General features: G+C 37.7%; 10 protein-coding genes and 1 pseudogene. 7 read left to right on the top strand and 4 right to left on the bottom strand.

All coding sequences use genetic code 11. The features are described from left to right. Nucleotides 1-17: 17 nt before the first annotated feature. The 4 genes from VK664_RS20695 to VK664_RS20680 all read right to left on the bottom strand — a co-directional run bounded on the left by VK664_RS20695 (nt 18) and on the right by VK664_RS20680 (nt 5,898). Nucleotides 18-917: a hypothetical protein gene (locus tag VK664_RS20695; protein ID WP_461400606.1), complete on the bottom strand. Its 900-nt coding sequence runs from the start codon at nt 915-917 to the stop codon at nt 18-20. Between the two features lie 2 nt (nt 918-919). Continuing rightward, nucleotides 920-2,458 (bottom strand): hypothetical protein, encoded by a 1,539-nt coding sequence (locus VK664_RS20690; RefSeq protein WP_461400605.1) that lies wholly within the window; start codon nt 2,456-2,458, stop codon nt 920-922. Nucleotides 2,459-3,295: 837 nt separating this feature from the next. Then, nucleotides 3,296-4,447 (bottom strand): hypothetical protein, encoded by a 1,152-nt coding sequence (locus VK664_RS20685; protein WP_461400604.1) that lies wholly within the window; start codon nt 4,445-4,447, stop codon nt 3,296-3,298. A 527-nt stretch (nt 4,448-4,974) separates the two neighbouring features. After that, nucleotides 4,975-5,898, bottom strand: coding sequence for a catalase family protein (locus VK664_RS20680; RefSeq protein WP_461400603.1), 924 nt, complete (start codon nt 5,896-5,898; stop codon nt 4,975-4,977). A gap of 591 nt (nt 5,899-6,489) precedes the next feature. Between VK664_RS20680 and VK664_RS20675 the strand changes: the two are divergent. The 7 genes and pseudogenes from VK664_RS20675 to VK664_RS20645 form a co-directional block, all read left to right on the top strand. Beyond that, nucleotides 6,490-6,966, top strand: a pseudogene (locus VK664_RS20675) (7TMR-DISMED2 domain-containing protein); the annotation flags it as partial. Nucleotides 6,967-6,969: 3 nt separating this feature from the next. Beyond that, nucleotides 6,970-8,349 carry a sensor histidine kinase gene (locus tag VK664_RS20670; protein ID WP_461400667.1) on the top strand — a complete coding sequence of 460 codons (1,380 nt, stop codon included), beginning with the start codon at nt 6,970-6,972 and terminating at the stop codon, nt 8,347-8,349. Next, nucleotides 8,303-8,980, top strand: a complete 678-nt coding sequence (locus VK664_RS20665; protein ID WP_461400602.1) for a response regulator — start codon at nt 8,303-8,305, stop codon at nt 8,978-8,980. The genes VK664_RS20670 and VK664_RS20665 overlap by 47 nt, the downstream gene beginning before the upstream one ends. Before the next feature lie 6 nt (nt 8,981-8,986). After that, nucleotides 8,987-10,303, top strand: a complete 1,317-nt coding sequence (locus VK664_RS20660) for a hypothetical protein (RefSeq protein WP_461400601.1) — start codon at nt 8,987-8,989, stop codon at nt 10,301-10,303. 11 nt (nt 10,304-10,314) lie between these two features. Beyond that, nucleotides 10,315-11,709: a Dyp-type peroxidase gene (locus tag VK664_RS20655; RefSeq protein WP_461400600.1), complete on the top strand. Its 1,395-nt coding sequence runs from the start codon at nt 10,315-10,317 to the stop codon at nt 11,707-11,709. Nucleotides 11,710-11,773: 64 nt separating this feature from the next. Beyond that, nucleotides 11,774-12,097 (top strand): hypothetical protein, encoded by a 324-nt coding sequence (locus VK664_RS20650; RefSeq protein ID WP_461400599.1) that lies wholly within the window; start codon nt 11,774-11,776, stop codon nt 12,095-12,097. A gap of 368 nt (nt 12,098-12,465) precedes the next feature. Further along, nucleotides 12,466-12,894, top strand: coding sequence for a DUF4238 domain-containing protein (locus VK664_RS20645; RefSeq protein ID WP_461400598.1), 429 nt, complete (start codon nt 12,466-12,468; stop codon nt 12,892-12,894). Nucleotides 12,895-13,019: the final 125 nt, after the last annotated feature.

Here is a 13,019-nt window from a genome sequence, read left to right as displayed (position 1 = left end):
GAAATTTAATTATGATTTTATGTTTTGTTGTTTATCCAAGCGAGAAACTGAAGAACATTATTGGCATAGTTTTCTGCCCTGGGACCACTACCATTATAGGCCCTTATTGTCTGGAAAAGATCATTAGGATGTGCTTTCCATTTAGTATTTAGTTCTTGCATTACTTTGGTCAGGCAGTCATCGATATTGTACCACTGTTTTTGTGTGAAAAATGCTTCATCTCTGTTGATCGCCTGGATATCATATTGAAAAATTCCATAGCCCGCATATACCCATCTTTTAGGCCCGAAGCCTCTCATAGCCCTTGTTTTATTGGCTTCATCAATCAGCATGTCTGCAAGTTGCTGCCCGTATTTTTCAACAAAAGCAGCTGTGTTTTTTGGGAATGCTTTTCGTGTGCCATTTACATCTCCTGATGCATCAAAAACACAGCGGGCTAATACCTCCGCCGGGGTATGGTCTTTGGTCCAATCATAAAAATAAATAGCTGTTTCTTGGCAGGCTATCGCATATAAAAGTTCTTTTGTAAATGGCGAACCTTCTACTATTGCCTCGCATTTATCGCCAAAATGATTATCCAACCAGTCCGCTGTGAGTTTACACTTTACCTGGCTTAGCGGTAACTCTTGGAGAGCACTTGAAGGCAGAGGGATGGTGGCTTTTCCAGGGGTGACTATTGTGGAAGAAGTACTTTCAGTTACAAATATTGAAGGATCAAGCACAATTAATCCGCCGCCCCAATAGTAATATCCATCTCTGTCCATATACCAGGAGCCAAGCTTATTTATAATTTGTTTTTCGCTGACAAAAGTGTATCCCTTTGCCACCGTACCTTTTAAATTGGACTTATCAACGAAGTCTGCTATAGGAGCACCACGGCGGTTTAGCTTGTTTACGATTACTTTTAGTTGTGCCATATTCATCCTACAGCCTCCTCGCCTGGATTAGGGTTAACAGTAACATTTATCGCAGAGGCGGGTGAGGTAGTGGTGTATTTTGTCTTCTGCGTATTATCGTCTCCAGGAGTTGCAACGGGGCCCGTGCCTCTCAGCTTTATTACTTTACTTAAAAGGTCAAACCAGAATGGAGCACCTAATGTAATGGCGAGTGCGGTGATGAGCCATCCCAAGAGCGTTTCCATACCACCTTTTTGATTGGGACTGTATTGAAAGACTTTTGAGTCTTGTATCAAAGGGCAACGTGTCAAAAGAGTATTTAATGGGTCTATTTCGCTTAAACCTTGTGTGGGATATAATTTCATCAGACTATCATTTACCCGTGACTTTATAGTCAACATATTAAGGCGTAACTTCACAGGCAGGGAAGTATCTGCAAAATGATTTGCCATCAACAACGAATCAATAAACTGTTTTTCTTTAATGATGATATCCGCCTCCAGCAGTAAGGCGCCCAGGTGGGTTTTTACTTTTATTAAAGAATCCAATTTTATTTTTGCAGCCGTTTTTTTCTCTTGACAACCCAGTTTAATCTTACATATTTTACAGGAATCCTTCCAGGAGGTGCCTAGCCCCAAAATATCATTGGCATCGCTGGCATCTTTAGCTACCATTTTATAAGTAACGTTCAAAATAGAATCATTACTACTTTTGAACTTATCGGGATTCAGGTTGTCTTTATTGGCAATAGCCATCTGAACCAATTGTTCTCTCGCAACTTTATTAGTCGACAAAATTCTGTGAATAGCAATGCTATCCACATTAAAGACATAAGCCACAATAACTCCTATAATCAAGAGCACCATCCGTGTATACTTTTTATACCATCCAGTGGCACGATCCATGGTATCATTAAACCAATTCTCGAGTTTCGATCTGAAGACATTTAGATCTGCCCCCGAATCCTGCCAAAGCGATCTTATAAAAAGGGCTGTATTTGCATTTAATAAAACTGTTTCCGTAGCCAACACATTTGGACCAGGTAGGCTTGCGTTCTGATCACGCAATACTTTAATGGCCGGGTTCAATTTGTCTGATTTGACATTTGAAATATTTATAGGAAGCTTATGGATAATGCCATTCATAATGGAATTATGGATAGATTGAACTGTCTGCGACTCCGGCAAATTGAAATCTTTTAGCAAATCAATAATCACTTTAGAAAAATTGCTGGCATCCAGGTAGGCAGGCTTGCTATAATAATTATCTTCCCCAAAATATTTTATTAGTGGGTGCGCATAAAACCAGGGTGCTATTTTTCCTTTTTTAAGTAGATTTTTTAAACCGAGAAGATGGAGGGATCCATCTATCCGATCGCCAAAAGGTCTCCGGTTATCAGTTTGGATATCTTCCAACATTCGTATGATTGCCTTTTCCAAAACCTTTGCCCTTAAGGCAAGTCGTGTAGCAATCATTTCTTGGATAATTGTTGCAAGAAGGCTGTATAGTAAGAAAACGAAAACCAGCCCTATAAAAACGTCAAGCGCTACATTATTAAACATATAATATTTATTAGTTCATAGATTAATCTCTAATAAGTTCTATCTGGAATTATCGGCAGAACATCATTTTTGTCCGAGGAAGTTTAAGTAGAAGTTGCAAGGTTGTTGGCTGGTTAGTGTTAAATCCAACATGACAAACGCTGATCTATTAAATAACTCATGATAAAAAGGTTTAGGGAGTTAAAAAATAAAGGCAGATGCTTTGCCCCTGGCGGCAATTTGTCAGGAGCAATATTAGAGGCATAAATTTTATTTGCAGTTGTCATTATCAACACTTTGACGACCATCATTGGCCTAACAGTAATATTGATTAATAAAGGCTACCCAAAGTCTTTTCAGCAACAATGCAAATTGAATTTAGTATCTAGTTCGATTGGTACCGAAAGAGTACGATTAAAATTGTAGAAATTAGAAAAATGAAGAGAAGGAAACGGTAGGGCTCTAAGTTGATCAAGGGGTTACAGAATTTCTCGTTTGTATTGTTCGATAGCTATGATGAATTCTCAAATGAAAAAGGAGTGGATAGCGAAAAAATGCTTTCGTTGATTTCTAGAATAATAATCGAGTAATAGGAACAACTCCACAGCCGTACAAACTCCTAATAAATTCAAGCATTTCTACGGATTTTTAGAACTAGTTATTAATTCCTTCAAAAAAGTTTCAAGGGACATATTTCGCTCTGCTTTCCAGATATTTCTATTCAAATTATCGGGCGGAAGAATTACCGATTTTATAGAAAATTGGGGTGCATAAAATGATGGTTTTGTAAAAAGAGTTTATCCTATTCATTAAAACTCAAGACGATCTCAGGCATGAGCAATGTCTGATTAGTAAAAATTAGGGATTAGCTGTCACGGTAACTGCCTGGTTAACTACAAATTGAAGTGCAAGAGAATTCCATGACCAGGAATTAGTGCCACTTTCAGCCCTGACGTTGGAGTTGGTGAATGCTTTATAATATCCCAAATTGTACAATTTTCCGTCACTGGGAATGTTTAAATTTTCTGCTGTCTGTGCTGTTAACCCATAATTCGTATATATTTTATTGAAGGTCTTATTAGACTGGTTAATTATTTTTAAAAAGAAATATTCCTTTGCTATATTCAGGTCGATGCTTTTGCTTCCGGTTGCCGGAAAATTTCCATCAAGATTCCATGTAAATAGACCGCCGACTTGTGCGCCATTAGATGTTTTACCGGAGGTGCTGGCACTGCCTGTGAAATTTAAATTGGCATTGCCGGAGAAACTGGCACTATTACCCGGGGTTATTAATTTTTGCGTACCAGCTACCGTAATATTGATATCAGTGAATGTCGTATTCTTGTAGATCACCGATGTTGTTGTTACGCCACCGCCAGTACCACCGCCGGTACCGGTGCCAGTACCAGTGCCTGTTCCGGTTCCTATACCAGTGCCACCTGCGCATGGGAGAGATTGTGGATTGTTTGGATCGATTATAGGTATATTAATAAATGAACCTGAGAATTCTTTGTACGTATTCTGAAAGCTTGTTCCATCAAAATATTTGCCCTTGAATGAAAAAGTTCCACTGATACGTTGATTGGCATCATCATATGACGTTACTGTAGCAGTTCCCGTGCCACCATCAGCTGTATTGTATTGTTGTACTGAGCCAAAAACAGGAAAGTAAGCTCCCGCTCCCCAATTACCAATGCCAACCTTATCTTCATTCAGTGAAAAAGTAGTTTGAGATGGATTTCCGTCCCAAAGAAGATCAAGACTGATTGCAGAATTATCGGGAAACTTTCCCTGCACATGAATTTGCTTGGCACCCACACCTGGGTTGTCCATAATGAAGCCAATTGCGTCTTCGCAATTAGTTGTCTTTTTTGGATCGGCACAACCATAATCAATGCAGACTTCATAGACACCTTTGTCTGTATTTTTTTTTGCACCCGGGTCAGTTTTTACACAGGAAGTCAAGCAAATAATAAGGGAGAGAATCAATGTAGAACGTTTGCTGTTCATGTCAATTGAGTTTAAGCGTTAAAAAATGTTGATGTCAAGTAGGTTTCTTTTTTCTTAATTACTTGTATAACCAAATTTGCTATGAATACGCATACTTTTCCAATACCAATTTGTTTGTATTTAGCCTTTAAGAAATAAGAAATTGAGTATTTGTAAAGATTGCAGACCGGTATCGGTGAAAATCAATTTCCATCTTGTACATCATGTAATTACTTAAGGCGCTTGTCGCCGAATACGCTCAATCATTCGTTTTGACGGCGCATTAGACGCAATATTAAAAGCGGCTGCTGATCATTGAAATTCGAAGATTTTGAAGCTGATAAATCTATACGCTTGGGGTGCTTGTCATTGAAATAAAGTGTAGAATATTACTAATCCGCGTTGATATTTTTCATGCGAATAAAATGTCATCAATACGTAAAATCAACTTAACCGTTTTTAATTTGATTCAGTTGATTTACATTAAATAAATGCATGACTAAATGATGGGGTAAAATACTAAAACGGCTATTCATATTGTGAACTTATCAGGAGCGAAGCCTGAATTTTGCCAATTCATCATAAATAACTTTCCTGACGAAGTTAATTTTTCCAAGAGGTTGATGTTCAGGCAGGCAATGCCAGGGAGCAAACGTGTAAAGCTGTTCACATGATGACTCCTCCGGAATGTTTAGATCCTGTTTTGGTATGAGAATAGTAGCTAGTTTGACAAATGGAGCGTCCCACTCCACAGTGACATCTTCTACCGGTGTTAATTTACTATTTGTGTAAACCTGGACAAGAAAATCATAGCTGGCATCATATTGCATTAGATGTTTTGCAAGACGTTCCTTCAAATAAGAATCAGACAGTGATTTGTTATCATCGTTTTTGAAAACGGTTGTTGGACGAACAGCATACTTTGCAATGTGTTCTTCACCGAGCATATATGGTGAAGCACTAAAATATGGAATGCCTAAAACATTCTCGCATTTGATACTTGAATTTATCAATCTCAATAATGCACGAAAATTGAACGGGTTTAAGACAAATAATAAAAAATATAAACCTCCACGCGCGATAGCTTTTACAATTTTATAATATTGACAAAGTTCTGCTGTAATGAAACGGCTGTGGTTGATTAAAATAAAATCCTGAAAGTTCTCGTTGTGTTCCTCATCTAGTAATTTAATGGCCATCCCACGAACATCTTTTTTTTTGTCAGATTGGATTGATGTGCTCGAATTTGAAAACCTAATGACGGCCTCAAAGGTTCGTGCAGTGTTGAAAATGCCGGATCTTAGTGATTCGTCTATATCATTATTAACTATAAACTTTGCGCTGACACATCCATGCATCTTGGGATGTAGCGGACGCAACATTTTCTTTCCTCCATACTTTTTAACCAGCATCGCCTTAAATTCCTCTATTATAAGACGAACATAACGTGTCTCCTTTTCAGTTAGTTCCATAGCTTTTAAATGGATAGATGTTTGTTATGTAAATCTAAAGCAAATATTTGGCATGCCATTTCGCGGATATTATTTCCAAAATTGAAGTGGGTGTTTTAACTACTGCTTTCCAACACGGGAAGCAATACGATCGCAGCACGACAGCCTTTGGGAATCTGGCATTTAAAGAAATGCAAATGGAAATTCAGGAAAGGCGTGGTGGCTGTGACGATATAGAGTAGAATGGGCGAATCTGCATGACTTACGCGCAATTAGCTTTAGATAAATTAATAGGAATGTTTCATTCATTCTTTAGTGTCATCATCGCTGATATATACCCGACAAATTCAGTGCTCCATCAGCTATAAAGAAGATGGTGCCCGACCTGTTCGCAATCTTATAGAATAGTTTCCCCTTAGACTCAACATCCTACAAACGTCCTTGTTTCATCTAATCAATTTTAATTATTCTCATGAATTGTTTAATTTAGAAAGAGAAACATCTTTATTTTTTGACTTTATACCTTCATCTTAACTAAAGTTGAGGAGATCCCCTTAGTGAAAACAATACCAACTAATTTGTATTTCCATTTAATCTCGGGAGTAACTTCATATGAAATGTGCGCCATTGCTTTTAGTGATATGCCTAGGCATCCATGGAGAACTCCTTGCTCAAGTCATGATCAACAGGGCAGCAACATACTCCGTAGATGGCAATGTGAAAATTTTGAAGGAAGACAGTATGCAATTGTCTGCCGAAAAAGCCTATGAAAAATTTCTGTCCAATGAGTTTCAATCGATAACTAGTCCAAACAATGAAGTAAATCTCGGACAAGTCAGGGATGTATACTGGTTGGCATTACCGATACAAAACACCCGTGATTCGTTACGAAAACTGGAAATTGGAATAAACAATGGTGGCATATTTACTCTTTCTTGCTGGTTCATTGATATTGCAACCGGAAAAACTTTGCAACATTTTATAACAGGTGATCATTTTGATTTTTACAGCAGACCCATGCATCACCGATATTTTTATGCACCACTTCATCTCAAAGCTTTTCAAAAAGTAGTCGTTCTCTACCGTATAGACATGAAAGGAACAGGTTTTTACATTCCTTTTAGACTGGCAGATGAAGCAATAAGCAGGCAAGAGGAAAAAAATATCTACCTGTTTTATGCTTTTTTTTCTGGTTGGCTTTCTTTCGTCGTGTTATTCGGTTTACTGACTTTAGTATTAACCAGGGAACGTGTTTACTTATGGTATAGTCTCTACGTATTGAGCTATTGCCTTTTTTTTATTGCAGATGGAGACCTGGATTTTGAATGGTTTTATCCACACTGGCCTGCGTTGGCAACGATTACCCCTATTGTATATGGCTTAATGATTAATTTTTTCATGCTACTTTTTATGGGAAATTTCCTCTTTCTCAAAAAAAGTCATCCGCGTATTTTCATGATATCGAAGATTTGGCTAGGAATTATTTTAATCGAATTAGCATTAATTATTGTAGGTTTTAATTATTCTGACAATATCAGCCTCCGCACATTTGTCTATTATTTTGGATTGATAACAGTACTCGGTTCCTGGTTGCTACAGATTACCGGAATACTGCGCCGTATCTCAGATGGGTATCGCCCCGCATATTTATATGGTATTGCGTTGCTGAGCGTTTTTGCTTCAGCCATTTTGTATATTATCCATGCATTAGGTGTCGGCAGTTCATTAATACCATCCTATCTCTATGTTCCGATTGGGTTTGCATTGGAAATTGTTATTCTGGCATTTGCATTGATATATAGCAGTAATTTTTACAAAAATAAACATCAGGAACTTACGCTTAGAATCGCAACACAACAGCGAGACTTCAGCAATCAACTTCTTTCCGTTCAGGAATCCGAACAAAAAAGAATCGCGCATGACTTGCACGATGAAGTGGGCAGCATGATCGCGGCAATTAAAATAACACTAGGAACTTTGCCGCTAACAGCTGATAAACGACCAGTAGTATTGCAAATGATGGACCGGCTTTCCCTTAGCACGAGGAATATTGCACATAATTTGATGCCTCCTGAATTTGAATCAACGAAACTTACCCAGCTGCTCTCTTCCTTTTATGATCATTTGAATAGTCAAAACAATTTAAAATTTAATTTTTATGTCTCCGGGAAAAGCGAGTACTTCAATAAGCACGATGAGTTAGTTATTTACCGAATTATCATGGAAATAACCAATAATATCATCCGCCATGCCGAAGCAAAGGAAGCCACCATCCAGCTTATTTATTCGGAATTCAATCTGCAAATTATTGCAGAAGACGATGGCAAGGGCTTTGACCCAGGCACTTTAGGTGGGTTTGGATTAAGAAGTATTCAATCGCGCGTAAATTTTATGCAGGGGACAATAAACATCGATTCTGGTCAATATGGCACTTCAATCGTCATTACATTGCCGTTTATTAAATCTGAATAGTATGGAACCCATTCAACTCATCATTGTCGACGATCATGTTATTTTTTTAAATTCCCTGGTTAGTTTATTGAAAGAGGAACCGTTGGTTCGAATTGTCGAAACTGCTGAAAATGGAAAGGAACTGCTCGAAATTCTCCCTAAAAAATCGCCCGATATTATCCTCATGGATCTTGACATGCCTAAAATAAATGGCATTGAGACATTGAAATTTATTTATCAGTTGAATAGAAATTTCAAAATAATTGTTCTTTCTTCCCACGACCAGGGTCATTTGGTTAATGAAGTTAAATCCCTGGGGGCAAAGGGTTATCTCCATAAAACATGTAGTAAAGATGATTTGCTGAACGCCATTAAAATTGTTCATGGAGGTGGCACTGTATTTATTGAAGAGCAAGACAAAAAACCGGTTTCTTTGGATATACAGGATGCGTTTTTGCAACGATACAAAATTTCAAAACGAGAACTCGAAGTTATTCGCTGCATCAAACAAAACTTAACCAATCAACAAATTGCCGATAAATTATTTTTAAGCATATATACAGTTGAAACACACAGAAAAAATATTATGGCCAAACTGGAAGTTAAAAAAACAGCGGCCCTAGTAAAATTTGCCATTGAACATAATCTTTAAAATATTATGGAAAAACCAATTGAACAAAATGGCTTAGTCGTTATTGCCGCAATTTTGGATATTGAATACAAGAGGCTAGAAGGTTTACTTGAACAATTGCAAAATATAACGATGATTAATTCTCCCTTAAGGCTGGTTAAGGGTGTACATTTTTTACGTTTTCTTATCCTGCCTGGCCGTGAATTTTCAGGAAAAAAAACAATACCGAATCAGTTATTATATTCATGCAGTCATGATGAATCACTTGAAGATCACTTGTTGAAAATTACCTATCCGCCAATTCTTCAATGGTTTGTTGACATATTTTCCTGCTGCACTGATTTTGACAAAACGATCGGTAAAAAAGAAGCCGTTAGAAACTTCATAATGGATCATGCTAAAAAAACCAACGCCTTTTACCGGGGACACCAGGTACAGTCGGCTGCCAGTATCATAATAGGGCAGAAAATATACGATTGTATTCAACAGTACTTAAATGACAACTTTAGTTACGATATTGATCTGCTGGAATTAAAGGATAAGATAATGACACATGTCAAAAACAGTATTCCCTGCGAAGAGATAGTGGCCGTCAAACTACCGCAAATCAATGTGCAAATCATACGGATAATACTAGCATTACCCTTCATAGTATTACTTATTGTAGCGGGTTTTATTAGTTGGCTGTTGTTGATTGGCATAATATTGTTGCTAATCGGATTAGTGTTCAGATTGCGTTACCTGGAGATTCACGATCAGGATCAATCATTTCCAGCCGCATCGGCCTTTGTTCATCAAGTAAGCAGAACCCATGTTGAACAATTAGCAGTACAGGAAGATCTCTTTCCTCAAAACCAGCTTTCACACCTGGTTGAAATTTCGCCAGGTTCGTTTAGAGCCTTCCTGCTCAATAGCGTGCTGTTTTACGTTCAGACTTTAGCAAAGTATAGTTATACGATGGGTTATTTAGGCGGAATAAGTTCGATTCATTTTGCTGGCTGGACTATTATTGATCGGGGTAATCGCCTTTTGTTTCTGAGCAATTTTGATGGTAGTTGGGAAAACTATCTGAGTGATTTTGTTGATAGAGCTGCCACTGGCCTCACGGCTGTCTGGAGCAACACAGTCAATTTCCCACCTACCCGTTTCCTCGCTATCGATGGTGCCAACGATGAAGAGAAATTTAAAAAATGGGTCAGGAAATATCAAATAAAAACGCAGGTTTGGTATAGCGCTCACGAGCAACAAACAGTAAAAAACATCTGGCGGAATTATCACATTGCGGTTGGATTATTTCAAAAAATGGACGAAAAGGCTGTCGCAAATTGGTTTAAACTTTTATAAACTTCTATTTTATGACATTAGAACTTGAGGACATACAGGGATTTATTGTAAGATCCTACAACAACCTGGAAAAAGCTTGTTATGTAATGATTCAATTTACTAATATTTCTGAGGCAAAATTATTTTTCAAACAATTGACAATAGAAATTACTGTCGCTAGCAGCAAGCCAACTGAACTAGCGGTTCAATTAGCATTCACCAATCTGGGAATAAAAAAATTAACGGAAGACTTAGACATTAAGGAACCTTTTTCCAGCGAATTTTCAGAAGGGCTTTGTGATGAAAACCGTAGCCGCATCTTGGGCGATATTGACACCAATGACCCTTCGGATTGGAACTGGGGAGGACCAACAAAAAAGCTTGTCGATGCCGTTATAATGTTATTTGCAAGCACCGACAATGTTCTAGAAACAAAATACCAGGCTCTCCTGCAAAGGATGGCGGCCACCGGTGTCACAAAAGTAATAAGACTTGACACCGGCAATACAGGAACAAAAGAACATTTTGGATTTGAAGATGGTCTGACAAATCCTTTAATAAAAGGCATGAAATCCGAAAGAAAAAATATCGCTTCCACCTCTGATCAGCACGATGTCATCATGCCTGGTGAATTTATTTTAGGATACGAAAATGAATATAACAAACTGCCAGATAGTCCCCGGCTACTCATGAAAGATAGTTCGGAGATAGACATTGGCAAAAACGGCACCTACATGGTTTTCAGGGAACTCCAACAGGATGTCCATGGTTTCTGGAACTACATGAATGAATTAAAACAAACCAATGTTTATTTTAGCAATATGTCACTTGAGTTAATGGCATCAAAAATGGTGGGACGATGGCGAAATGGAAAGCCACTAACAAAGACGCTCGATCCAGACGCTGCCATCGATCCCAAAGCCAATTTTCTCTATGCTCAGGATGATAAGGATGGATTTAAATGTCCAATCGGTGCACATATCAGGCGAAGTAATCCCCGAGATAGTATTGATGATGATCCGGCACTTTCGCTGGAAATGACTAAAAAGCATATGATACTTCGACGAGCCAGAAGCTTTGGAGAATACTTGTTTGTCAATGCTGAAAGTATTGATCTACCCAAGGTTAATAATGATAGTAGGAGAGGACTTTACTTTATTTGCCTGAATGCCCAAATCAACCGTCAATTTGAATTTATTCAAAACACTTGGTGTAATAATAAGAAATTTGATGGACTGGAAAATGATGTTGACCCTCTTGTAGGGTTTCCATTCCTGGAAAGTAAATACCAGCTAAGAACGTTTACAGTACAGGATAAACCTTACCGCAAAAAGACTTCCAGTCTACCGCAATTTGTAAAAGTAAAGGGAGGGGCATATTTTTTTATGCCCGGTATCCGCGCTTTAATAGCACTATGTCAAGAATAAATACAAACTATTTGGTATCGTAGCGGCAAATGCAAATCACCATATTTGTTCAACAAAAACAGGTATGGAGCAGATTTCAATAACCAAATGTTTTGCCTGGATCAAGCTCAACCGACTAAATGGAAAAGTTAATTCGACTTTCTATGTCACAACAAAAGTGAATACAAATAACACTTCCCGTGCGTTTCTGGCCAAACTAAAAGAACAGTTCGACCCAAAGATTTTACGGCTTGAATTGCTTATTTTAAAAGAAATTCAACCTGTAAGCCAGCCTCAAAATATTTTTTATCGCGAAGAAATTTCCTTTTTTAGTCCCTACACTACCCTAGAAATATATTTCGAAAATAAACTTAAAGTATGTGTGCGGGAAGTGGCCATAATTTCCTGATACGTTTAAATTTAATTTTTGTGTTTATTTTTTTCGGGCAAAAACATGACAACTGAGTAATGCAAAATCTTAAAAAGGACTAATTTGCACTCAATAAATTTACTTACGCAGCTCATCATTTACCCGTGAACAAAAAGGTGAACTGCTTTTCATGTCACCGGCAATAATCTGATACAGAATACACTAAGCTTTGTTCGTTCGTTCAGTCTTGCTACTCGCATCAATTCCATTTTGTTTATCACAAGATCTTTCATGCTTATAACTACTTTTCATGCTGATTTTTTGGCTACTCAAGATAAATTCTCTTTCGGCCAGACTTGGCCATTTTCTTCATCTGAAACTTCAGTATTTTTAAGATAAAATACTGTATGAGGGATTTCAGAAGGATGCATTTCGTACCCCGAGCTTATTTGAGAAAGTTTGGCTTTTCTGACAGAGGGACTTATAAAATTCATATGCTAGCTAAGAGTAATTTTTTTAGTGCCATTAAAATAGTGGGGTTATCTAATATATGTCTGACAAACGAAATATATTCAATTGCCAGGCCTGGCGAAAAAAACAACCCTGCGGTTGAACATTTATTTGCAAAAACTTTCGACAGAGAATATCCTGTTATTTACAAAGCGCTTGTACAGGACAAAGTGAGCAATATCAACTACTTTGATCGGTATAGGATTATTGCATGGATAACTTCGATGTTTCTGAGAAATCAGCAGACGAATAACTATATTCTTCAAAATTTTGAAAAAACCTTTGAGGAAAGTTATTATAAAGCAATAAATGTGATTGGCAATTAACAATACACAGAAATCGGCAACTACGCGTACACAGTTTCGGAAAATAGCAATACTCAATTTCGGCAAACAGCAGTGCACAACTTCGGCAAATAACAATGCACAGTTTCGGAAAATAGTGGTGCACA

Origin of the sequence: Flavitalea sp. (assembly GCF_035489435.1) — a bacterium.
Lineage (GTDB): Bacteria > Bacteroidota > Bacteroidia > Chitinophagales > Chitinophagaceae > DATHKG01.
The sequence above is the reverse complement of the archived record's forward strand: the minus strand, read 5'-3'. Positions and strand labels throughout refer to the sequence as shown.

Bases quoted from the DNA above. Each gene is read 5' to 3' on its own strand.
- VK664_RS20665 (WP_461400602.1), top strand. From the start codon at position 8,303: ATGGCACTTCAATCGTCATTACATTGCCGTTTATTAAATCTGAATAGT.
- VK664_RS20670 (WP_461400667.1), top strand. From the start codon at position 6,970: ATGAAAGGAACAGGTTTTTACATTCCTTTTAGACTGGCAGATGAAGCA.
- VK664_RS20645 (WP_461400598.1), top strand. From the start codon at position 12,466: ATGAGGGATTTCAGAAGGATGCATTTCGTACCCCGAGCTTATTTGAGA.
- VK664_RS20680 (WP_461400603.1), bottom strand. From the start codon at position 5,898: ATGGAACTAACTGAAAAGGAGACACGTTATGTTCGTCTTATAATAGAG.
- VK664_RS20660 (WP_461400601.1), top strand. From the start codon at position 8,987: ATGGAAAAACCAATTGAACAAAATGGCTTAGTCGTTATTGCCGCAATT.
- VK664_RS20685 (WP_461400604.1), bottom strand. From the start codon at position 4,447: ATGAACAGCAAACGTTCTACATTGATTCTCTCCCTTATTATTTGCTTG.
- VK664_RS20695 (WP_461400606.1), bottom strand. From the start codon at position 917: ATGGCACAACTAAAAGTAATCGTAAACAAGCTAAACCGCCGTGGTGCT.
- VK664_RS20655 (WP_461400600.1), top strand. From the start codon at position 10,315: ATGACATTAGAACTTGAGGACATACAGGGATTTATTGTAAGATCCTAC.
- VK664_RS20690 (WP_461400605.1), bottom strand. From the start codon at position 2,458: ATGTTTAATAATGTAGCGCTTGACGTTTTTATAGGGCTGGTTTTCGTT.
- VK664_RS20650 (WP_461400599.1), top strand. From the start codon at position 11,774: ATGGAGCAGATTTCAATAACCAAATGTTTTGCCTGGATCAAGCTCAAC.